Consider the following 21,851-nt stretch of genomic DNA (forward strand, 5'->3'; position numbering starts at 1 on the left):
GAGCAGTCGCGGTCTTCCTACACGAAATGCGAACGTTCCCCTTTCGCCCGCGGCGGTGAACCTTCCCATTCATCACCCTCGCATCGATGATTTATACCCCTAGGGGTACTTGCATACCCCCCTAGGTATGTGCAACAGTAGGTACACCCCGCCAGGAAGGATTGCCATGTGCTACCCCGTCGCATGCCCGACATGCGGTAAGACCACCTGGGCCGGCTGCGGGCGCCACATCGACAGCGTCATGAAGAATGTCCAACGGCCGCAGCAGTGCACCTGCTCGTCGAGCGAGGCACCCGATCCAGCTAGGCGCACCGGCTTTTTTCACTCCCTGTTTCATCGCTGACACCTCACCTTTAAGTCTTCGAGGAAGCTTTTGGGCCTTCGTGGCCTTGTCATATACCCCCACCCGTATTTAGGAGAATGCTATGTCCGTGCCCGCTACCGCGGCGGCTACCGACCGACACGACCGTGACCGGCCACCTGCACCTGGCGCACTCGGCCGCCTGGGGAGCGCGATGGTCACGCGTCGCCGCTGGGTGTTCGGTATCTGGCTGATCACCCTAATCGCCCTTGGATCAGCTGCACCAACGGTGTTTTCGTCGTTGGCCGGGGCCGGCTGGCAGGCCAACGGATCCGAATCCGTCCAGGTACGCGAACTCGCCCAGCAGCATTTCGGCGGCAACTCCTCTGCAGCAGTGCAGGTCGTCGTTCACTCCGACACCGCCTCGATCGAAGACCCGGCGATGCAGCAGACACTCACCGACGTCGCGGCTGTGTTCGACAGCGACACCCGCTTCGGCGAGATCGTCGCCCCCCAGCCGGGCATGACCATCAGCCCCGACCGTCACACCGGCATCCTCATCGCCGGCGCAGACACGAGTACCGACGACATGGTCAAAGCCGTCGACGAGGTCAAAGGCGAGCTGACCGCACTGTCCGGCAACGGTATCGAGATCTACCCCACCGGGTCGTCAGCACTGTGGTCGGACTTCAACAAAGCCAACCACGACGCCATGATCCAGGCCGAATTGTTCTCCTGGCCGGTCACTTTGGCGATCATGGTGCTCGCGTTCGGCTCTCTCGTCGCCGCGGGATTGCCGCTGCTACTCACCGTCGCCGGCCTGGTCGCATCCGCAGGCGGACTTGTTCTGCTCAACGGCGTCACGCCGATCTCGGTGTGGGCGATGAACTTCGCGATGATGTTCGCCCTCGCCCTCGGAATCGACTACGCCCTGTTCATCGTCGCCAGGTTCCGCGACGCACTGCGCAACGCCGATCCGCGTGCCGCGGTCGCCGAAACCATGGACACCGCAGGCAAAGCCGTGGTCCTGTCCGGACTGACCGTCCTGGTGAGCCTCTCGGCCGTCCTGCTCGTTCCCGCACCGGCGGTGCGCACCATGGCCGTCGGCATCATGCTCGCAGTGACGTTCGTGCTGATCGCCACCATGACCCTGCTCCCCGCAACCCTGGGTGCACTCGGCTCCAAGGTCAACGCCGCATCCTTGCCCTACGCCAAGCGTCAGCAGCACCGCTCCCCGAAATTCGCAGCCTGGGGTGAACTGCTCCACAAGCACCCCTGGCCGTTCGCTCTGGTGTCCGTCGGCATCCTCATTGCGCTGGCCCTTCCGGTCCTCGGACTGAAAGTGGCAATGCCCTCGATCTCCGTCGTCCCCGAAGACGCACCGGTTCGCCAGGGCTACGAGCTCGTCCAGGCCCAGTTCGGTGACGGCGCACCCGGCGCACTGCAGATCGTCGTCCCGTCCGCGGATGCCGCCGCGACCGCCACCGCAGCCACTACCGTCGACGGAATCTCGATGGTCACCCCGCCCCAGCCTGCCGCGGACGGCTCAAACTACTCACTGCTACAAGCACTTCCCACCGTTGACCCCTCGGACGAGAGAATGGGCACCATCCTCGGTGACCTGCGCGCCGAACTCCCGGAGTCGGCGTTGGTCGGCGGTGCCCCAGCGGAGAACCTCGATCTACAGCAAGCACTGAACGACTACCTACCGCTGGTGATCGGCATCATTCTGGCGCTCGGTTTCATCCTGCTGCTCGTCGCACTCCAAGCACCCCTGATCGCGATCCTCGGCACCGCCGTCAGTCTGCTCTCGACCGCCGCAGCGTTCGGGGTCGCGAAACTGATCTTCCAGGACGGGCACGGCGCATCACTGCTCGGATTCACCCCGCAAGGCTTCCTCGACGGCTGGGGTCCGGTGTTCTTCTTCGCGATGATCTTCGCCATCGCCATGGACTACACCGTGTTCCTGCTCGCCACCGCGAAAGAGCACTACGAGAAGACCGGGGACCCGAAAGCCGCTCAGGTCGACGGCCTCGCCCACTCCGGCCGGGTCATCTTCGCCGCCGCCGCGGTCATGGTCGCAGTGTTCTTCACCTTCGCACTCTCCGATCCGCTCCCACCGAAGGAGATGGGCATCATCCTCGGCGTCGCGGTACTGCTCGACGCCTTCTTGATCAGGCTGATCCTGCTGCCGGTCCTGCTGCGTTTGAGCGGACACGCCGCATGGTGGTCACCGGCCTGGCTGCGCAAGGTGTTGCCCTCGATCAGCTTCTCGCACTGACCACCCTTACAACCCGAACGGAGCAATCATGATCGATCCGAACACCACTCGCTCGTCCGCGTTCGCGGGCTGGCCGATCGAACGTATCGTCCCCGCCCTCGCCGCCGGCGTCACCGCCACCGGCCTGGCCCTCGGCGAACTCCACGCACCGCAGTGGCGACTGCTCAGCGCGTTCGCTGCCGCGAACCTCGCCCTTTACGCAGCGGTCGGCTGGTGCCCGGCCAGCGCGCTTCTCACCAGGGTGGGCGTGCCGAGTATTCGCCAGCCCCGAATCGGGTAGGCCCAGATCACCGCAGTTCGACGACCGAAAGGAACTTCCCTTATGAACATCGCACTCTCGACCACTCTGACCGACACCGACTTCGACACCGCAGTCGACGCCGTCAAAGCCTCCCTCGCAGATCAGGGATTCGGTGTTCTCACCGAAATCGACATGCAGGCCACGTTGAAGGCCAAACTCGACGAGGACATGGAGCAGTATCTGATCCTCGGTGCCTGCAATCCCACCCTCGCGCACCGCGCCGTCGGAGTCATGCGCCAGATCGGGTTGCTGCTGCCGTGCAATGTCGTCGTCCGCGCCGACACGAGCGCACCCGGATCGATCATCGTCGAAGCCATGAACCCCGACATCATGGTACAAGCGACAGGCGAACCAGCACTCTCCGACGTCGCGGCGGAGGCCACCACCAAGCTCCAGGCCGCCATCGACGCACTCGGTGGCCAGGACACAGCACACAGCTGATGACCCTGACGCTGGCCCTGGTCCTCGGCGTCGCCGTCGGCATCCTGCTCGGTCTCCTCGGCGGCGGTGGGTCGATCGTCGCCGTCCCGGTTCTCGTCTACGCCCTGGGAATGGACCTGTCGGAGGCGATACCGACATCGTTGCTGGTGATCGGTGTCGCCTCGGCGACCGGGGCCATCCCCAAGGTGCGGGCGAAGCTCGTCGAATGGCGACTGGCGGCGATCTTCGCGGCCACCGGTATCGTCGGCACGCTGGTCGGCAGCGTCCTGGGCAGGCATCTGCCCGAGGCCGCAGTGATGATCGGCTTCGCGATCGTCATGATCATCGCCGGGGCGCGGATGCTGCGCAGCACCGACGATGTCGGAACCGCTTGCAAGACAGGAAGTTCCGGGATCGATTGGCGGCGATGCGCACCACGGTCCATACCGACCGGGTTCGGGGTCGGTGTCCTCACCGGACTGTTCGGCGTCGGCGGAGGATTTCTGATCATCCCCGCTCTGGTGCTGTTGCTGGGAATCGAGATGAGTGTCGCTGTCGGAACGTCGCTGGTGGTCATCGTCGCCAACTCCGCCGCCGGACTGATCGCTCAGGCCGACGGGCTCGGCGGGAACTGGCCACTGACAGCCGCGTTCGCCGGTGCGGCGATCGCAGGCTCGCTGGTCGCCGGAAAACTGAGCACACGCATCGACACCGACAAGCTGCGCACGTGGTTCGCCTACCTGGTGTTCGCCGTCGCGGGCTATGTACTTGTCGACACCCTCGTTCTTTCATGACCGACTGCACACACCGAACCGATGCCCCCGGGGGTAATCTGGAAGGACTACCACCATCACACACCCTCAGGAGACCGCAATGATCGGCGACGAAGACAGCATCGCATTGGTACTCAACCGTCTGCGCCGCGCACACGGCCAACTCGCCGGTGTGATCGGCATGATCGAGAACGGACGCGACTGCAAAGACGTCGTCACTCAACTCGCCGCCGTCTCCCGCGCCCTCGACAAAGCCGGATTCAAGATCGTGGCCACCGGCCTTCGTGAATGCATGACCGGCGACACCGCAGACAACAAAGAGCCCATGACCGAAGCAGAACTGGAAAAGCTCTTCCTCGCACTGGCCTGAACGAGGACGTTTCACGTCAGAAACGAGGCCGACCCGATTACACCGTAGGAGTACCCCGTGAGCACCACCGATCCAGACATCGCCATCATCGAAACGTCGAGCCTCGGCGACCGCAGCTACCTGATCAGCCACGACGGCATCGCCGTCGTGATCGATCCCCAACGTGACATCGACCGCGTCCTGGCACTGGCCACGGAGAAGAACGCCACCATCACCCACGTACTCGAAACCCACATCCACAACGACTACGTCACCGGCGGACTCGAACTCGCACGCGCCACCGGAGCCGAATACGTTGTGCCCGAGGGTGACCCGGTCGAATTCGAGCGACGGGCAGTGGGGGACGGCGATGTCGTCGACGCGGGATCGGCGACGTTTCAGGTCATGCACACCCCGGGCCATACACATCATCACGTCAGCTACGTACTGCAACTCGGAGACGAACCGATCGCGATCTTCACCGGCGGCTCGATGCTCTACGGATCCACCGGCCGCACCGACCTACTCGGCTCCGAACACACCGACGAGCTCACCCATGCCCAGTTCCACTCGGTCCGTCGAATCGCCGCCGAACTCCCCGCCGACGTCGAGGTCTACCCCACCCACGGATTCGGTAGCTTCTGCTCCGCGACCCCCACCAGCGGCGACTCGTCGACCATCGGTGAACAGCAACAGTCCAATCCCGCGCTGACCCAGGACGAACAAACCTACGTCGACGAGTTGATCGCAGGACTGTCGGCCTACCCCGCGTACTACGCCCACATGGGCGTCATCAACACCGAAGGCCCCGCACCGATCGACCTGTCCACCCCAGAACCCGTCGACCCCGACGAACTACGCCGCCGCATCGACGACGGACAATGGGTCGTCGACCTCCGCGCACGCACCGCCTTCGCTGCCGGACATCTCGACGGTTCCCTCGGCTTCGAGCTGTCGACGACATTCGTCACCTACCTCGGCTGGCTCTACCAGTGGGGTGCGCCGCTGACCTTGATCGGCGACACATCCGATCAAATCGACGAGGCCACAAGGGAGTTGGCACGTATCGGCATCGACCACCCCTCCGGCTCCGCTGTCGGAGAGATTCATTCGCTCGCCAGCGACGGGCGCGTACGGTCCTACGAAGTGTCCGACTTCGCCGGACTCGCCGCAGAGGACTCGGACATTGCAGTGCTCGACACCCGTCAACAGTCCGAATACGCGGACGGCCACATCCCCGGTGCGATCAACATTCCCCTCCACGAACTGCCGCACCGACTCGCAGAAGTTCCCGACGGCAAAGTGTGGGTGCACTGCGCCTCCGGCTATCGCGCCTCGATCGCGGCCTCACTACTCGACCGGGAACATCGCAGCGTGGTGCTCATCGACGACGACTACAACCGCGCAACAGATCTCGGACTCGACACCTCGAAGACATGACGAAATGCTTCGACGACCGAACGCGACGAGACAGGCGTACCCCCAGGGGGTATATGTTGGTATCATCGGCCGCATGCACTCAGTGAATCGGCACGGTCGACGGGGCACAGCTCCGACGGCAGCTTTACTGATTGCACTGACGGTGTTCGGTGTCCTGTTGATGCATTCGGTGACACCGATGTCGATGCCCGTGACCGGCTCGATGTCCACATCGATGAGCGGCGGCCATGCCTCGTTCGCAGCACCGTCCCACACGGACGCCACGGTTCCGGTGATGACCGGGGAACATGACTGCCCGTCGGGGCACCAGATGATGCATCCCTGCGTCGGCACGACGGTGTCGTGGCCCGCGCTGACGGTCCCGGCGATGAGCGCAGCCCTCGACCTGGCGCCGACATCGGTGAACCGGATCATTGGACGGGCCGACTCCACGCTTGAGCGTGCGCCGCCGTGGACGTTATGGGAGTTGGACAGATCGGTGACCTTGCGAGTGTGACAGGGAGCCCGGCAGACGCGTGTCTGTCGGCGGATCGAACGACATCCAATTCTCTGCACTACCCACTCTTGCAAGGAGTTTCCTCATGCGTACCAAAGTCATTGCCTCGATCGCTGCTGCCGCCGCGAGCGCGTTCCTCGTCGTCGGCTGTAGCGACAACGCGGCCGATTCGTCGATGGACGGCCATGCGATGGGATCGATGTCCTCGGCACCGATGTCCTCGGCCCAAGCAAGCGCGTCCGCAGAGTTCAACGATGCCGACGTGATGTTCGCGCAGATGATGTACCCGCATCACGCCCAAGCAGTCGAGATGGCCGACATGGCGAACGGCCGCACCGACAACCCGGAGGTGCTGTCGCTGGCATCGGCGATCGCCGCCGCGCAACAGCCCGAGATGGACCAGATGACCACCTGGCTCACCGAGTGGGGCCAGCCCATGCCCGACATGGACAGGGGTGACATGGGTGACATGGGTGACATGGGCGGGATGGACCACAGCTCCGGCAGCGGCATGATGACCGCTCAGGACATGGACGCGTTGATGGCAGCGTCGGGACCGGAATTCGACCGCCAGTGGTTGACGATGATGATCGCCCACCACACCGGCGCCATCGAGATGGCCAACACCGAAATCGCAGACGGTTCCAATCCTGACGCCCTGGAGATGGCCCGCACCATCGTCGCCACCCAGCAGCAGGAAATCGACACCATGCAGCGGCTGCTCGGCTGACCCGGCCCGCTATAGACAACGATGGCCGCATCCTCTCCGGCGGAGAAGGTGCGGCCATCAACGTTCCACAATTGTCAGGGCTGCGTTCCCGGTACGAGATCAGCTCTCACAGTGACGGTGTGCGCTGCGACGGAGGGTTGGAACTCCCCTCGTTCACCGCTCCGGTGATGGTGTCGGGTGTGAGGTCGAGTCGACGCAGTAATTGTGCGTTCGCAGCGACGATGATCGTCGACAGCGACATCAGGATCGCGCCGATCGACATCGGCAGCACGAACCCGACCGGCGCGAGCACTCCTGCCGCGAGCGGAACCGAGATGAGGTTGTATCCCGCTGCCCACCAGAGGTTTTGCTTCATCTTTCGGTACGAGGCGCGCGAGAGTTCGATCACCGACAACACCGACCTCGGGTCGTCGCTGGCGAGGATCACTCCGGCCGATGCGATTGCGACGTCGGTGCCGGCCCCGATCGCGATACCGACATCGGCCTGCGCCAGAGCCGGGGCGTCGTTGACTCCGTCGCCGACCATCGCCACCGTACGGCCTTCGCTCTGGAGTTCAGCGACGTTGTGCGACTTGTCTTCCGGTTTCACCCCGGCGAAGTAGCGGTCCACACCGAGCTCGGTGGCGACGGACTTCGCGACGGCGTCGGCATCACCGGTGATCATCACGACCGCGATTCCTCGCGCGTGCAGCGCGTCTACCGCAGTGCGTGACTCGGACCGGATCTCATCGGCGAGCGCGAGGGCACCGATCACGGCCCCGTCGGCGAGGACGTGCAGGATGATCGCCCCGTCCCCGCGCCACCGGTCGGCGACAGCGAGTTCGGATCCGTGTTCCTGCTCGAGCAGTGCCGGCCCGCCGACCTGGATCCGGACGCCGTCGACGTCGGCTGCGACCCCGACGGCGGGGGACGACTGAAAGCCGGCTGCAGCCGGGACCGTCAGGTTCCGCGCGCGTGCGGCCTCGACGATGGCACGGGCGAGTGGATGTTCGGAATCTGCTTCTGCGGCAGCGGCCAGCGCGAGAACGTTGTCGGCGGTGCGCCCGCCGGTCACCTCGACTGCGGTGACGGTGGGTTCACCCTTGGTGAGGGTCCCGGTCTTGTCGAACAGCACGGTGTCCACCGTGCGCATGGTTTCGAGTGCGAGCCGGTCCTTGACCAGAACCCCGCCGCGGGCGGCACGTTCGGTGGCGATGGAGACCACCAGCGGGATCGCGAGTCCGAGTGCGTGCGGGCAGGCGATGACCAACACGGTGATGGTGCGGATGACGGCGTCGTCGGGCATCCCGACCAGAGTCCACACCGCAGCGGTGATGATCGCGGCACCGAGAGCGAACCAGAACAGCCAGCCAGCGGCGGTGTCCGCGATGCGCTGAGCGCGCGAGGTCGAGTTCTGGGCGTCGGCGACCAAGCGGCCGATGCCGGCGAGGGCGGTGTCCTCCCCTACTGCAGTGACCTGGACGCGCAGACCTGAGTCGGTGGCGACAGTGCCGGCGACGACTTGATCGCCGTCGCTGCGGCGGACGGTGCGTGATTCCCCGGTGATCATCGATTCGTCCATGCTCGCCGATCCGGAGACGATGGTGCCGTCCGCCGGTACGCGGCCGCCGGGGCGGACGACAACGACATCACCGAGCTGCAGCTCGGACGGGGGCACCGGCACCACATCGTCGCCCTCGACGCGTTCGGCGACATCCGGGAGCAACGCCGCCAACGAGTCCAGAGCGGAGGTGGTCTGGGCGAGTGATCTCATCTCGATCCAGTGCCCGAGCAGCATGATCACGATCAGCAGGGCCAGTTCCCACCAGAAGTCGAGCTGATGATCGAGCAGGCCGAGGCTCGCTCCCATCGACGCAATGAATGCGACGGTGATCGCGAGGGCGATGAGCAGCATCATTCCCGGTGCACGGGAACGGATTTCGCTGACTGCTCCGGAGAGGAACGGAGACCCGCCCCAGGCGTACATCACCGTTCCGAACACCGGAGAGACCCAGGCAATCCACGCTGCGTCGGGCAATGAGTAGCCGAGGAGCATCGCGAACATGTTCGAGGCAACGATCACCGGAACGGCAAGGACCAGCATGACCCAGAACAGGCGACGAAACATACCGACGTGATCACCGTGACCGGTGTGCCCGCCGTGCTCTGCGTTGTGCCCGCCGGTGTCGTGGTCCGACTGCGGAGTCGCCTTCTCTGCCCCGTCCGTGTGCATTTCGGGTCCTTCTTCATGCCCGCTGTGCTGCAGTCTGTTCGGCGGATCCGTCCGCGCGGAGTCGACGTCGGAGTGTGTGTGATCGTTCATCGTGCAGTCCTCTCATCCATCGAGTTCGATATCCATTCATCCCATGAACTCGTGGGTTCTGGTTCGGCTGTGTATTCGGCGTCGAGGGCGACAATGATCTGCGCCTGGACGAGCGCGGCTGCACTGGTGACCGTGAATGTCCCTGCCGCCGCCGATAACGCGACAGTGTCCATTCCGATCACGGCGTTGACGTCGTTGCGGACCGACGACTCACAGTGGCCGTACATCGATACCGGCGTAACTGACAGTGCGTGATGATCATGCGTAGCTTTCGACATCTCGGACAACATATACCCCATAGGGGTATATGTCGATCAAGTCGAACCATACCCCTTCCTGATCTCATTGGGAAGAACCGTCAGGGTGTTGTCAACGCGTGAGCGCCAGTCGGCTGGCCACCAGGTGCACCCGCGGTCGCTGTCATGCTCACGGACGGGCATGGATGTCGATACCGATTCGGTCAAGGGGCGCATGCATCCGCGGCACAGCTGAGCCTTACAGCGACGGGCGTACCTGCACACGCGCGTGGATCATCGGCGTTCGCTGCGATTTCCGTTACGAGTCTTCTCACCGACTGGAGGCAGGGCAGGGCGAATTACGCCATGTCACGGCGCGCATGGCGAGCCCGCGTGTCGACTCTCGAAGATCGCGGAACTGCTCGTTCGGTCGATCGCTGACGCCGCAGATCGGACGGTGGAGCGATACTGTCTCGTTCACCATGGGGCTGCGGCGACGCCGATGTAGCGTTGAGTAAGTCGTAGATGGGTGTATCACTCACGTTCGGTTCCACTTTCGATCTGATCGTTTCGGTGCGCCTTCGAACGCGCCGACAGTTGCCGCTCACCGGCCCCGGGCGAGCCCTGCCCTACCGGCCAGCCGGTGCGCACCGACATATCCAGTCCGCAAACTCGGTCACATGCGGTGAAAATGCCTGCCCGTCACACCGCAGTTGCTCTTTACCGAGTGTCGGCACGCTTGCGCAGCGCAGCGGTCGCCAATTCTGCGACCGCTGCGCGATAGAAATCTCGATCTATCTCCCCGGCCGCGAATCTACGATCGAGGATTTCCTGCGCGTCCTCCCCCGATTGCGGGCGAGCGGACATCAGCCGAACCGCACCCCAGATCAACAGAGCGATCACGACCAGCCAGAACGCGGCCATTCCTGCCATCATCGTCCATCCGCCACTCATGGTGCCCATATTCATCATTGCTGCTCCTCACTCTCGCACCAGCCACCTGCTGACCTGCGGAGTGTGGTCATCCCGCAGCTCCTACTATAACGCTTAGTAGTTCAGCTACTATCGAGCATAGTAGTTGACTGCTGTCGAGACGCCGTCGCCCGGACAGGCGATGATGGAGGCAACCTGTGGGAAAGAAATCCAGCAAGTCGCGATCGAAAGCGCACAAACGACGAACCACGGCGACACGATCCGGGGGCGGCCCACCGGCTCCCCACCCCGGTGCCATACGTACTGAGCCCCAGCCAAGGCATCCCCTCTCAGCGGTGGCCCCACATTCTGCGGTCAGCGTCGCCGCCGCCGATTATCTTCGAAGCAGGGGCCACTCGCCCGGCAGCGGTGCACTCCATCCCACTGTCGCCCGGGCTTTCGCGCCGGCCTCCACTACCCCACCGCGAGCGTCGGCCCAGGCCGCAGAACCGACGATCGATACTGCAGCGCCGCCGGAGCGCCCACGTGCCCGCACGCCTGAAGCTGTTGCGCCCGCACCGCAGAGTTACGCACCCAAGCGCTCACCAGCCACCAGTTGTACCGATGAGATTTCCCAGGTCGAGCCGCTGGGGCTTGCGGTGACGTACTGGGGTGTCGGCGGGGCCGATGCCGAGCCCAGCCACGACGTGGCGATTCGCTTCACTGGATCGCGGGTGGAAGTCGAGGGCCATGCATCGACCGAGAAGGTCGGTTTCGATCGGACTCTGGTCGTGAAATCACGTCCTGCCGCTGGAGGCCGGTTCGCCGCGACCACCCGTATTCAGGGCATTGCCAGCGGGGAGTGGGAGGTGAGTGCGCGACGCATCGACGGGGGCGCAGACAGTAGCGAACGGCAGCAGAACTCTGTGCTCACCGCGCGCACTGCGCTACTGACATACGGTCCCGCTGTGCGGGTGTGGAGTTGGCCGGCGTTGGTAGCCGCGGGAGCGGTGGTTGCATTGATTGTTCAGGGATTCCTGCTCTCACGCATGGATGCCAATGTTGCTGCTGCTGTTGCAATTTCAGCTCTGAGTTGCGTTTTGGGATATATCGGTGCCAAGGTTTGGTACTTGATCTTGCACCGTCGACCGATATCTACTTTCATCCGCGCAGGAGCGTGCATACAAGGCTTCCTCCTCGTTTCGCTCGGCACCTTGGTCATCGGCGGAGCACTCGGGGGTATGGACGTCGGCGCAGTCCTGGATGCAACCACCCCGGGATTGTTTCTCGGCATGGCGATCGGTCGTCCGGGATGCTTCTTGGCGGGCTGCTGTTCGGGGCGTCCGACTCGATCTCGGTGGGGCCTGTTTTCGTCCGATCGCACCCTGGCGACGAGGAGGATTCCGGTTCAGCTCTACGAGGCCGCTGCAGCCCTGTTGATCGCGGGAGTTGCGCTCGCCGCGGTACTTCAGGTCGACCTTCCCGTCGGAGGGCTGGTCTTCCTGGGGAGTATTGCCGCATACACATTGGTCCGGCAAGGCCTGTTTCTGTTTCGAGTGGACGCGCACACTCGTCGAGGCCGACTCACTGTCTCGCTCATCTGCTGCGCGGTCCTCATCGGCGTCCTCGCAGCGTCGCAGGTGCTCTCGTGATCACCGAACGTATTTTTATGCGTGTGCCTTTCGGTGATCACCTCGATGCGATGGCACCGCATTCGGTGTCCCGATCGACGCTCCGTAGTCCGGCATCGATACTGACTGTCCTCGTCCTTGCACTCGCTGGATGTACCGGCGGCGAGGCCACTGAGCCCACCGCGTCAATGCCCGTTGCTACACGGGCAGAACTGCTCGATCCCGCTGACTTCGCCGCCGCAATCGCCGATCCCGGCCGAGTCACGATCAACGTCCATACCCCCAACGAGGGCCAGCTCCCTGGAACCGACTCGAGCCTTCCCTTCGACCAGATCCGACAACAGGCCGCGACGTTGCCGCCCGACCGGACCACACCGCTGGCGATCTACTGCCGTACCGGGACAATGAGCGCCACCGCGGCGAAAGACCTGGCCGCTCTCGGCTACACCGATGTCGTCGAACTACAAGGCGGCATGCTCGCGTGGCGACACACCGGACGAACCATCGAAGAATGATCAATCACCTTCCGCAGTGCCGACCCCGGAGGTTGATCACCAGAACGTGTCCGATGAAATCGAATGCCGAGATCGTCTTGGTCAGGGTTTACCAGGTCGGGACCGGACAATTCGCCGATGGTCCCGCTACTGCCGGGAAGTAGTCGATATCGGTTTGCCACCGGGCGCAACGGAGTCGAACGGGCCCCCTCCCCGTACCGCCGAATCAGAACCTCTCGCGCATGCTGTCCCGCTCAGCGCTACCAGCGCAGGGATGCCGCCGCTTGCGGAATGCCTTCTCGGCGGTGCTTCGGCTCCGTCGGCCAACTCGCTCACGAGCAATAGCGTGTGGACGTGCAGGCGCGCGATGACAGGCCAAAAACGAGACGGCGGCCGCCGGAGGACGCGGGCGCTCTACACCGAGGAGTACAAGCGTGAGCGCCGCCGTCAAGGTCGGGGTTGGGTGGTCCTGATGGCGGGTGTCGTGATCGGTGCGACCCACGTCGTAATTCATCTCGGGCAGCTTCGGGTCACTTCCGAGCGCCGGATGGCAGGATCTCGCGGTCGGCTATCCGATGGCGATGGTCCTCGCGCTCGTCGGTCTCATGATGATCGCTTCCCGCACCCGAAAGCCGAGGGGCGAGTATTGCGGACTCGCTCCCGTGATCTGTAGTGCCGCGCGGGGCATTTCATCCCACCGCGCAGGATGCCAACGTCATGGCCCCCAGCAGGGCCACTACTGGTAACGCAGGCAGGGCAACGGCGGTGCACGCGACGAACGCCCGCGCCCACCGGAGGGGAGCATGCGGGATCACTCGGTCCACGGCGAGACGATCGAGCCGCACAACGGTGGCATCGGAAACCATACCGAGGGCGGGCAGAGGAACAGGGTGCGGGCGCAGCGAAGTCAGAGCGCGCCGCACGGGGTCTCGTCCGTGCGAGCGGGCTGCGCGGGCGTCCGCGTCGAGTTCGACCAGAGCGCGCACGAGCGAAGGTGACGCTCGCATGATCGGTAGCCACGGAAACGCATAGGCCACCGACTCGGCAATGCCTACGAGCAGATGATGCCGGCCATCGATGTGTGCACGTTCGTGTGCGAGGACCGCCTCGACTTCAGCAGGCGTCAACTGCGTACGTAGCCCCTCGCTGGCCACGACCATCGCCGGTCGTCCCGCGACGCTGTACGCGAGAGGACTGTCCAACGGAAGCCACAAGGTCGACGCGGGTTGATTCGAACCGGAAAACCCGACGCCTCCAGCGATGATGCGCAGCAGATCGATGTGCCGCTCGTACACTCGCCGTCGCTCACACACTGCGCGCCTCAGGTGAATGATCCAGCGGACTGCGCCGCAGCCCAACATCGCAATCCCGACAACCCCGACGATGGCCTCGACGCGGGCAGGTATGTCGCCCTGAAGGGCGAGCCAGCATTGGTGTGCGATGTCGACCAGGGTCGTCACGCCCCCGTGGCTGGGGATCGCGCTGAGCACGACCGGTACCGCAATGCTGACCAAGGTGCCCACAACGAGCGCCGACCACGTCAGGAGCGTGACGTGCGCATCGATACCTCTGTCGATCATCGACCTCATCAGCAATGGCGCGGCAGCCGCAACCAACAGCCCACCGAGGGCCCACAGGAGTACGGCAGTCACCTCTTACGCTCTTTCAGACCGCGGGTGAGCACCTTCGATTCGTCATCGGAAGCGCCGCGGGCGAAGTGCAGCAGCACGCTCGTCGGGTCGCCGGTCGATTCGAGAAGTATTCGCAAGGCGTCGGAGGCTGCTTCTTCCCTGCTTCGGGTGGCTTCGTACCAATATGCCCGTCCGTTGCGTTGTCGGTGTACCCAGCCTTTACGGTGCAAATTGTCGAGCACCGTCTGAATCGTGGTGTACGCCGGTTCTCGACCGTCCTCGAGTTGATCGATGACATCACGAACCCGGACTGCGGCGCTGGTATTCCACACCACGTCCATCACCAGAGCTTCGAGCTCTCCCAAACCCTGCATGAGTGCCTCCTAGGCGCGTGTTCACTCTATCCCGTCGAACGAGCCAGCTACGTGATCCTTCGGTAGCGAGCACCCTGGTCCGAGAGCGTTGCATGCCTCGAACACGAATGCGGCCGTAGGCTCACGCCAGGTAGGACACCGATGTCATCATTCCCGCTTCCCCGTGATAGAGGTTGTGGCAGTGCAGAAGCCACTGGCCGGGATTGTCGGTGTCGAAGTCGACTTCGACAGTTTGGTTCGGCAAGACCAGCGAGGTGTCCTTCCGGGGGCCTGATCCGGCACCGTTGACAACCTCGAAGGTGTGTCCGTGCAGATGCATGGGATGAAACATCGTGGTGGCGTTGACGAAGCGAAGTCGTACTCTTTCGCCTTCGCGAACGTCGAGGGGGGTGTGCTGCTCGTACGTCTCACCGTTGAGCGTCCAGGTGTACCCGCCCATCTCCATCCCGAGAGCGATGTCGTACGTGCGATCCGGCTCGCGTGCGGACAAGCGGACCGTATCGAGCGACCTCAGTCGATCAGCCATCACCGGGGCTGCAGAGAGTTCGGCAGGCCGGACTGAGGACTGCGGCGCGGCGCCTGGCCCGGTACGCAACACAGCGAACCCGCTCCCGTCCTTACCTTCCGCGGCGGCGACAATCGGAAACGCCCCGTCCTGCAAGGTGATGATTGCGTCGTAACGCTCTCCCATCCCTATCAACAAGCATTGCGCCTGCTCGGGCTGAACCGGAAATCCGTCGCTGTGAGTAACAGTGAGAGGATGACCCCCCACTGCGAAACGGAAGGCCGTGTCGGCAGCTGCGTTGATGATGCGCAGGCGCAGCCGCTGGCCCGGCCGTCCGCCGAGCACGATGGGATCGGCCCCGATCTTGCCGTTGATCAGGTAGTACGGGTAGCTCACGTCGCCGGTGTCGCCACCGAGAGGCGACTGGGCGGTGGGCGCGCTCATCGACATGCCGCCCATCGACATGCCCTCGCTGCGCAGCCGTTCGAGTTCTCGATCGGGGTCGCCGGCTACCCCGTCGAGCCAGTCGTCGAGGACCAGGACGGCTTCGAGGTCGTAGTCCGAGCCGTCGGCGGGGTCCTCGACGATCAGCGGTGCATACAGTCCTCTGTCGAGTTGGGTACCGACGTGAGGGTGAAAGAAGTACGTGCCCGCGTCGGGCACGGTGAAGTCGTAGCCGAACGAGTCACCGGAAGCCACAGCCGGCTGAGTCAGGCCCGGCACTCCGTCCATGTCGTTGCGCAAGGCGATTCCGTGCCAATGGATCGTCGTCTCCTGCTCGAGGCGGTTGTCGAGCTGTGCGCGCAACACATCACCTCGGCTCAGGCGAATCTCGGCACCGGGGAGTCTGTCGCCGAAAGTCCAGGTCTGTACCTGCACTCCGCCGAGGTCGATCGTGCTGGGCTGAGCACTCAAGGAAATATCGACTTGTCTGCCGGTAGCCGAGCGGCGCGCGTTCTCGGCCTGTCCCACCACATCGGAGTCCGGTCCGACGACTGCTGTTGCGGACGAGCCATTGCCGCATGCCCCCAACACGACGGCACTCGTTCCGGCCGCGCTCAGCGCGAGAAAGTTGCGGCGCGTGAGCGAGAACGCACCTGCCCGCTGCCCGGTCATACACATCTCCCAATTCTGTAGAAGTCCGTCCGCCGGCGGGCGTTCGATCCTCGCCGCGTTGCTGGTGCTGGTGCTCGTGCTGAGATCAGCGCACAAGCGCTGTTACCGCCTCCCGCACCTGACTCGGGTTGTAGAACACCGGCGTCGAGGTGATGCGCTCGATCGTTCCATCGCTCTGGACCAAGAAACTCAGGGGCAGGACAGGGGGCGCGTCAAGTGTCTGCAACGCCGCGTCGGCCTGATCGAACGAGGGATAGTGCACTCCCAGCTCGGTGAGCAGGCTCAATGCCGCATCGGCATCGTCTTGGACGTTGAGACCGACGACCCGAACCGCATCCGGTTCTGCGGCGTACTGGGCCAGAACCGGAATCTCCTGTCTACACGGACCGCACCACGACGCCCAGACATTGAGCAATGTGGGTTGCCCAGCCAGGGAGGTCCCCAGATCGGATAAGTCCGACGTTCCCAAGCATCGTGCGGACGTACCGACGAGCTCGCCAGTTACGGGGGACGGAACCGGCGACGAGGTCGGGCACGGCTCGAGGGCAGCACGGGTAGCGATCACTGCCGACGGGAGATCCTCGTCCTCGACGTGAGGTGCCGATCCTGCGGGCCCCACCGACTGGGTCGAGGGATCTCGAGACCACAATGCCAGCGCTACAACAACTGTCACGATGACGATGATCGCAAGTAGGGACCAGCGTGTCGTCACCCGCTGCACCCTGCACCTCTGTCTCGTTCACCTCGACGATGCCTTCCGGTCTGTCAGCGTCATACTACACGATCTACTATCTTCGATAGTAGCAACGTGGATCCTGCACGCCGTCAACGCTTTCGCGGTCCCCTTCACCCTCGGGCCTCACAGTGCCAGCACACAGCTCTCCGGCCGTTCGCCGAAGACGACCGTCCCCATCGAGGCGCACGATGAAGGCCGTCCATCGACGCCGAGTCCTTCTGGCGCAGAAGATATTACGTACATGAACCCCGGCTCCCGAGAAACAACCCGACGATCGAAATGGGTCGCAGGGTGCGAATGTTACCGATGTAATTCACTGTGACTGATGGTGCTTGTGCGGAAAGAGTGTAATAGTGATGCGGCGTGTCGCCTTGACTCGAAGGCGACCTGAATTACTGCCAGGTATGCAGTTGCCGTCCAGGAGGACCACCGACATGAGACCTCTGCCCTCGTCCTCGTACATGGCGCACCGAACTCGGTGGGGTACTCGCATCCTCGTCGGTACCGCGTTCGTGGGAGGCATCCTCGCGCTGGCACCCACGGCGTCTGCAGCCCCGGACGCCGATCCGGCTGCGCCGCCGCCTGCCTTCCCCGCGCAGGCCCAATCGGACCCGCACGTCCAACAGGAGGTCCTCGATCTCGTCGTCGGCGCACTACGCGAGATTCGCGCCAACGGCGCTCTCGACGACCTGGCCGGCCCACAGAGCCGCATCGTCTCCTGCCTCGTGGGCACGATCGGAGCCACCGATACAGCTGACGGACCAACGGGAGCCCTTTCGCGACTGATCCCCTGTCTCGCGCCGATCGACGACATCGACCCCACAGTTCTCCCCCGACTGGTGTCGTCGATGGACGTCGCCACACTTGCATCCACACTCGCGGCCGCCGAGACTCCCCACGATCCGGCCACCCCGCACACCTCGTCGCGCGGACATGCGGCGGTCCCACCCGGCAGGTCGAACGCCGAGCCCTCGACCGAACAACCGACCGCCCAAGGCACCCAGGACACTCAGGACACTCAGGACACTCAGGACCCCGAGTCGGCCGCCGACCCGTCGACGCCCGAACTGCCCGCGCTCGAACCCGACGCCACTGTGCCTGAAACGTCGGCACCCGGCACGTCATCTGAAACAACGACACCCGAAACCACGACACCCGAGGCGGGCGATCATCCGTCGGCCGCCCCGCAATCCCCTACCGGCACAACAGGGTCGAGCAACGGAAAGTATCGTGCGCCGACAACAGGAACGTTGACCTCGACCTTCGGCGACGGTCGCGCCCATCAAGGAATCGACATCGCCAACTCCACCGGTACACCGATCGTCGCCGTTGCGGACGGCGAGGTGATCAGCGCGGGACCGGCCCAGGGCTTCGGACTCTGGGTGCGTATACGCCACGATGACGGCACCGTAACGACCTACGGGCACAACAACGACAACCTCGTGACCGTAGGTCAACGCGTCACTGCTGGTGAAGAAATTGCGACGGTAGGAAACCGGGGTATCTCCACCGGTCCACATCTGCACTTCGAGGTCGACACACCCGCCGGCAACAAGGTCGACCCCAGACCCTGGCTCGCGGAACGCGGAGCCACCATCACCGGTTCGGATCGTGACTCGTAGCCGAGCCTCGACCGCACGGCCCGCCGATGGGAACGAATTCCGCACTGTTGCACTGACTTCGGATGCGTCTCTGCGGTCTCGTTTTCACCATCGGACCTGAACCCTCGGTGCCTCGACATGTTCGGCGGGAGCGCAGTACGATCGCCCGCATTCCGGTAAGTTCGCCGTACCTACTGCGAGCCCGAGAGGTGAAACGGGGGCCTACGACCGAACAGCCGCGTCGGACAGCGCGACACCCCGAGAGGCGAGCCACTCCTGAGGATCGACCTTGCTCCCCGCCGCGTCGACGACCTCGAAATGCAGGTGAGGCCCGGTCGATTGGCCACGATTGCCGACGGTGGCGATCTGCTCACCGGCTTGTACTCGTTGCCCCACTGTCACCAAGGTTTGATCGATGTGCCCGTAGACCGTTGTCGTTCCATCGTCATGTTGAAGACGTACCCAGAGGCCGAATCCGTCTGCAGGACCGGAGTCGAGCACGGTAGCGTCGGCTGCCGCGTAGACGGGAGTTCCGATAGCGTTGGCGATGTCGAGCCCGGTGTGCGTAGTCCCCCATCGTGGACCGAAATCCGAGGTCAGGGTCCCGGCGACCGGACGAACGACGAGTGGTCGCAGCGCCGCTGCATCACGCGCAGCGCTCTCCTCTGCCCTTCGTTGCCCCTTCGCCAACTGCTCGATCGCATCGTTGATATTGGAGATCTCCGGTATGGCGAGGATCTGAGGCAAGTATTCGGCCACCGGGTCCTGCATCGGTGTCGCTTCGTGCACGGGGACTGCCTGCGCCTGTGCGGGACTCGCATATTGGGCACCCGCCGTGACCAGAGCGCCCGCTGCCACCGCAATACCGACAGCGACACTGCCGCGGCGCTCGGTGGCGCGCGCCCGAGCGCGATGCCGCCCTCTCGGCGTCACCGCCACTCCCTGCACGTCACAGTCCATCAACTGTCGACGTCGGTCGGTCATGCGGGTCATACGGTGTTGTGCCACAGCAGAGTCCTCGGTAATCGAATGGAGCGAGGCGTAATCATCGACGTGCGCACCTCACTGATGTATCGAACGGATCACGACGCGATAACGAAAAGATACACGACGAGTGGGGTAATTACTATCATGGTTAGTAGTTCGATGTCCCCCGCAGTGGTTTCGTGCCTCACAGCGCGGTAGCACCGGACGTCGACGGTCGGAGACCATCGGCCGGCGAACGCTGCCTTCTCCATGCGAGAGCACACCCCACGACAGCAAGAACGACCGCGGCGTACTCCGGAAGCGGTCCCAGCTTTGTCGCCCACGTCGATCTCGTTTCCAGGGCAACATCAGCGACCAACGTCTGCGCAGTGAACAAGCCCGAACGATCTGCGACCTTCCCCTGTGGGTCGATGACGGCACTGACCCCACTGGTCGCCGCAACGAGAACAGTCCTGTTGTGCTCGACCGCCCGCAGCCGCGACATCGCCAACTGCTGGTAGGTCATGTCGGTGCGCCCGAACGTCGCATTGTTGGTGGGGACCGTGATCAGCTGCGCCCCCGCACGCACGGACTCGGTGACCAGGTCATCGAACGCGACCTCGTAACACGTGGCGACGGCCGTCGGAATTCCGGCGATATCGACGACACCGTCGCCCGACCCGGGAACGAAGTTACCGGCCTGCGAGGCGTACGAGGACAACGCCGTCATCACAGATCGCATCGGGAGATACTCTCCGAAAGGAACAAGTTTGCGTTTGTCGTGTCGCTCCCCCGGTCCGAGTACCGGATCCCACACGATCGAGGTATTCGTCGAGGTGCCGTCGTCGTTGCCAAGGACCGCACCGACCAGAATCGGCACCCCGACCGACCGCGCTGCAGCGTCGATCCCGGCAGTGGCGTCGGCATTGCGCAGCGGATCGATATCGGATGCATTCTCCGGCCAGATCACCAGGTCGGGAGCGGGCACACTGCCGACGGTGATGTCGTCCCCGAGTTGCCTTGTTCGCTCGATGTGATTGTCGAGAACTGCTCGACGTTGCGAGTTGAAGTCCAGACCCAACCGCGGAACGTTGCCTTGCACAACGGCGACCGTCGCACGCGCTGCGCCTGCGTCGCCAGCGGGAGTGAGCGCGAAAGCCAGAGCTGGCACGATCACTACAGTGGCCACCGATCCGACTGCGAATCGCGACGTCGGCGAGCGTACCTGGCGGACCACACTTGCCAGTGCCGCGCCGATCACTGCGACTGCGAAAGATACACCGGGCGCACCGGCGAACGCGGCAAGCGAGAGCAGAGGGCCGTCTGCTTGGGCGAAAGCTAATCTCCCCCACGGAAATCCCCCGAACGGAATCCGTGCGCGCAGACCTTCGGTGGCGGTCCAGATCGCGGCGATCCACAGCGCTTCGAAGCGCAACCCGGACACTGCGGCCGCTGCAGCGCAGAACAGTGCCACTGCTATCGCTTGGATCGCCGCGAGCGCCAGCCACGGCGGGGCGCCGACGTAGACGCCCACCCAGGGCAGAAGGGGCAGAAAGAACGCAAGCCCCGACAGATACCCGTAGAAGAATGCCGCCCGGATGGAACGGCCGCGGATGACGAGAACAAGAACCCCGATACCCAGCGGCGCGAGGAACCACAGCGACCGAGGTGGAAAGCCCGCGTACAACAGCACACCAGCAGATACCGCGGACGATGACCTGCCTGCTATCGCGGTGAACGCACGACGTCGGGTTCGTCGGTGACGGTTCATTGTTGTTGCGCTGGACTCGATATCGAGCATGCCTGCATGGCTCTTTTCTCATGTACGGCATAGCGCCACCTGACCACCCTCGGTTGCTACTATGCACGATAGTAGTAACAGCGGTGAGCCCGGACCGGCTCCCCCGCCGACACCGCGCCTCTGCGACGTCGATGCATACCCCGGGATATCGACCGCGCACCTTCGCTGTGCCCTTTGTCCTTCGCGGTGCCCTTCGTGGCCGGGCATCGACCGGTGCACGGACCACCCTCGGCTCGCACAAGATGCGTGCTGGACCCCGGGATGGAGACTGGCTTCTACCGCGCCGCAGCACGCCGACATATGCGGGTGCATCTGCTCTGGCGGCCATCATGATCACCGCCCCGATCGTCCTGGCCGTGTTCGACGTGACCAGAAACATGTGGTGCCTGCGGGCGGGCGGTGTGACCGCCCGATTCGGCGGCGGCACATCAGGGGCACCCTGAATGGGTTTGGGC

General features: G+C 64.1%; 20 protein-coding genes. 12 read left to right on the plus strand and 8 right to left on the minus strand.

The features are described from left to right. The first annotated feature begins 425 nt into the window (after positions 1-425). The 8 genes from R4P47_RS15975 to R4P47_RS16010 all read left to right on the plus strand — a co-directional run bounded on the left by R4P47_RS15975 (position 426) and on the right by R4P47_RS16010 (position 7,091). The gene (locus R4P47_RS15975) at positions 426-2,582 is read left to right on the plus strand and encodes an MMPL family transporter (protein WP_374230349.1); all 2,157 of its coding nucleotides are present in this window, start codon (positions 426-428) and stop codon (positions 2,580-2,582) included. A gap of 28 nt (positions 2,583-2,610) precedes the next feature. Continuing rightward, positions 2,611-2,862 (plus strand): YgaP-like transmembrane domain, encoded by a 252-nt coding sequence (locus R4P47_RS15980; protein WP_027494151.1) that lies wholly within the window; start codon positions 2,611-2,613, stop codon positions 2,860-2,862. A 42-nt stretch (positions 2,863-2,904) separates the two neighbouring features. Beyond that, positions 2,905-3,324 (plus strand): DUF302 domain-containing protein, encoded by a 420-nt coding sequence (locus tag R4P47_RS15985; RefSeq protein WP_094686196.1) that lies wholly within the window; start codon positions 2,905-2,907, stop codon positions 3,322-3,324. Further along, positions 3,324-4,097, plus strand: coding sequence for a sulfite exporter TauE/SafE family protein (locus R4P47_RS15990; RefSeq protein ID WP_179277853.1), 774 nt, complete (start codon positions 3,324-3,326; stop codon positions 4,095-4,097). Before R4P47_RS15985 ends, R4P47_RS15990 begins: the two co-directional genes overlap by 1 nt. 79 nt (positions 4,098-4,176) lie before the next feature. Beyond that, on the plus strand, positions 4,177-4,446 hold the full coding sequence (locus R4P47_RS15995; protein ID WP_027494148.1) for a metal-sensitive transcriptional regulator: 270 nt from the start codon (positions 4,177-4,179) through the stop codon (positions 4,444-4,446). A gap of 57 nt (positions 4,447-4,503) precedes the next feature. Continuing rightward, positions 4,504-5,865, plus strand: coding sequence for an MBL fold metallo-hydrolase (locus tag R4P47_RS16000; RefSeq protein WP_094686195.1), 1,362 nt, complete (start codon positions 4,504-4,506; stop codon positions 5,863-5,865). A 73-nt stretch (positions 5,866-5,938) separates the two neighbouring features. After that, on the plus strand, positions 5,939-6,361 hold the full coding sequence (locus tag R4P47_RS16005; protein WP_027494146.1) for a DUF6153 family protein: 423 nt from the start codon (positions 5,939-5,941) through the stop codon (positions 6,359-6,361). Between the two features lie 85 nt (positions 6,362-6,446). Then, a complete protein-coding gene (locus R4P47_RS16010; protein ID WP_008720034.1) occupies positions 6,447-7,091 on the plus strand; it encodes a DUF305 domain-containing protein in 645 nt (214 codons plus the stop codon). A gap of 106 nt (positions 7,092-7,197) precedes the next feature. Here the strand turns inward: R4P47_RS16010 and R4P47_RS16015 are convergent, their stop codons facing one another. Next, positions 7,198-9,393 carry a heavy metal translocating P-type ATPase gene (locus R4P47_RS16015; RefSeq protein ID WP_032401336.1) on the minus strand — a complete coding sequence of 732 codons (2,196 nt, stop codon included), beginning with the start codon at positions 9,391-9,393 and terminating at the stop codon, positions 7,198-7,200. Between the two features lie 956 nt (positions 9,394-10,349). Further along, positions 10,350-10,601: a hypothetical protein gene (locus tag R4P47_RS16020; RefSeq protein WP_032401334.1), complete on the minus strand. Its 252-nt coding sequence runs from the start codon at positions 10,599-10,601 to the stop codon at positions 10,350-10,352. A gap of 296 nt (positions 10,602-10,897) precedes the next feature. Here R4P47_RS16020 and R4P47_RS16025 point away from each other — a divergent pair, with 296 nt between their 5' ends. Further along, positions 10,898-12,193 (plus strand): prolipoprotein diacylglyceryl transferase family protein, encoded by a 1,296-nt coding sequence (locus tag R4P47_RS16025; protein ID WP_243597150.1) that lies wholly within the window; start codon positions 10,898-10,900, stop codon positions 12,191-12,193. A 167-nt stretch (positions 12,194-12,360) separates the two neighbouring features. Further along, a complete protein-coding gene (locus R4P47_RS16030) occupies positions 12,361-12,687 on the plus strand; it encodes a rhodanese-like domain-containing protein (RefSeq protein WP_243597149.1) in 327 nt (108 codons plus the stop codon). 668 nt (positions 12,688-13,355) lie between these two features. On the opposite strand, the gene R4P47_RS16035 is transcribed toward R4P47_RS16030, so the two are convergent. The 4 genes from R4P47_RS16035 to R4P47_RS16050 all read right to left on the minus strand — a co-directional run bounded on the left by R4P47_RS16035 (position 13,356) and on the right by R4P47_RS16050 (position 17,004). Then, positions 13,356-14,318 (minus strand): M56 family metallopeptidase, encoded by a 963-nt coding sequence (locus R4P47_RS16035; protein ID WP_094610784.1) that lies wholly within the window; start codon positions 14,316-14,318, stop codon positions 13,356-13,358. Beyond that, a complete protein-coding gene (locus tag R4P47_RS16040; protein WP_094610783.1) occupies positions 14,315-14,671 on the minus strand; it encodes a BlaI/MecI/CopY family transcriptional regulator in 357 nt (118 codons plus the stop codon). Before R4P47_RS16040 ends, R4P47_RS16035 begins: the two co-directional genes overlap by 4 nt. 121 nt (positions 14,672-14,792) lie before the next feature. After that, complete coding sequence (locus R4P47_RS16045) at positions 14,793-16,292, minus strand: multicopper oxidase family protein (protein ID WP_094642695.1); 1,500 nt, start codon at positions 16,290-16,292, stop codon at positions 14,793-14,795. Between the two features lie 85 nt (positions 16,293-16,377). Continuing rightward, complete coding sequence (locus R4P47_RS16050; RefSeq protein ID WP_317785187.1) at positions 16,378-17,004, minus strand: TlpA disulfide reductase family protein; 627 nt, start codon at positions 17,002-17,004, stop codon at positions 16,378-16,380. A gap of 458 nt (positions 17,005-17,462) precedes the next feature. Here R4P47_RS16050 and R4P47_RS16055 point away from each other — a divergent pair, with 458 nt between their 5' ends. Continuing rightward, positions 17,463-18,650, plus strand: a complete 1,188-nt coding sequence (locus tag R4P47_RS16055) for a peptidoglycan DD-metalloendopeptidase family protein (RefSeq protein WP_255032415.1) — start codon at positions 17,463-17,465, stop codon at positions 18,648-18,650. Positions 18,651-18,851: 201 nt separating this feature from the next. On the opposite strand, the gene R4P47_RS16060 is transcribed toward R4P47_RS16055, so the two are convergent. Both R4P47_RS16060 and lnt read right to left on the minus strand, forming a co-directional pair. Further along, on the minus strand, positions 18,852-19,637 hold the full coding sequence (locus tag R4P47_RS16060; protein WP_243597146.1) for a M23 family metallopeptidase: 786 nt from the start codon (positions 19,635-19,637) through the stop codon (positions 18,852-18,854). Between the two features lie 163 nt (positions 19,638-19,800). Beyond that, on the minus strand, positions 19,801-21,366 hold the full coding sequence (gene lnt, locus R4P47_RS16065; RefSeq protein WP_094642697.1) for an apolipoprotein N-acyltransferase: 1,566 nt from the start codon (positions 21,364-21,366) through the stop codon (positions 19,801-19,803). 272 nt (positions 21,367-21,638) lie between these two features. Here lnt and R4P47_RS16070 point away from each other — a divergent pair, with 272 nt between their 5' ends. Then, positions 21,639-21,839 carry a hypothetical protein gene (locus R4P47_RS16070; RefSeq protein WP_141215005.1) on the plus strand — a complete coding sequence of 67 codons (201 nt, stop codon included), beginning with the start codon at positions 21,639-21,641 and terminating at the stop codon, positions 21,837-21,839. Positions 21,840-21,851 lie beyond the last annotated feature (12 nt).

This window comes from Rhodococcus sp. IEGM 1370 (assembly GCF_033142325.1).
Taxonomy (GTDB): domain Bacteria; phylum Actinomycetota; class Actinomycetes; order Mycobacteriales; family Mycobacteriaceae; genus Rhodococcoides.

Coding starts and splice junctions, on each gene's coding strand:
- R4P47_RS15975 (WP_374230349.1), top strand. CDS start 426: ATGTCCGTGCCCGCTACCGCGGCGGCTACCGACCGACACGACCGTGAC.
- R4P47_RS15980 (WP_027494151.1), top strand. CDS start 2,611: ATGATCGATCCGAACACCACTCGCTCGTCCGCGTTCGCGGGCTGGCCG.
- R4P47_RS15985 (WP_094686196.1), top strand. CDS start 2,905: ATGAACATCGCACTCTCGACCACTCTGACCGACACCGACTTCGACACC.
- R4P47_RS15990 (WP_179277853.1), top strand. CDS start 3,324: ATGACCCTGACGCTGGCCCTGGTCCTCGGCGTCGCCGTCGGCATCCTG.
- R4P47_RS15995 (WP_027494148.1), top strand. CDS start 4,177: ATGATCGGCGACGAAGACAGCATCGCATTGGTACTCAACCGTCTGCGC.
- R4P47_RS16005 (WP_027494146.1), top strand. CDS start 5,939: ATGCACTCAGTGAATCGGCACGGTCGACGGGGCACAGCTCCGACGGCA.
- R4P47_RS16010 (WP_008720034.1), top strand. CDS start 6,447: ATGCGTACCAAAGTCATTGCCTCGATCGCTGCTGCCGCCGCGAGCGCG.
- R4P47_RS16015 (WP_032401336.1), bottom strand. CDS start 9,393: ATGAACGATCACACACACTCCGACGTCGACTCCGCGCGGACGGATCCG.
- R4P47_RS16020 (WP_032401334.1), bottom strand. CDS start 10,601: ATGATGAATATGGGCACCATGAGTGGCGGATGGACGATGATGGCAGGA.
- R4P47_RS16030 (WP_243597149.1), top strand. CDS start 12,361: ATGCCCGTTGCTACACGGGCAGAACTGCTCGATCCCGCTGACTTCGCC.
- R4P47_RS16040 (WP_094610783.1), bottom strand. CDS start 14,671: ATGCAGGGTTTGGGAGAGCTCGAAGCTCTGGTGATGGACGTGGTGTGG.
- R4P47_RS16045 (WP_094642695.1), bottom strand. CDS start 16,292: ATGACCGGGCAGCGGGCAGGTGCGTTCTCGCTCACGCGCCGCAACTTT.
- R4P47_RS16055 (WP_255032415.1), top strand. CDS start 17,463: ATGAGACCTCTGCCCTCGTCCTCGTACATGGCGCACCGAACTCGGTGG.
- lnt (WP_094642697.1), bottom strand. CDS start 21,366: ATGAACCGTCACCGACGAACCCGACGTCGTGCGTTCACCGCGATAGCA.
- R4P47_RS16070 (WP_141215005.1), top strand. CDS start 21,639: ATGCGTGCTGGACCCCGGGATGGAGACTGGCTTCTACCGCGCCGCAGC.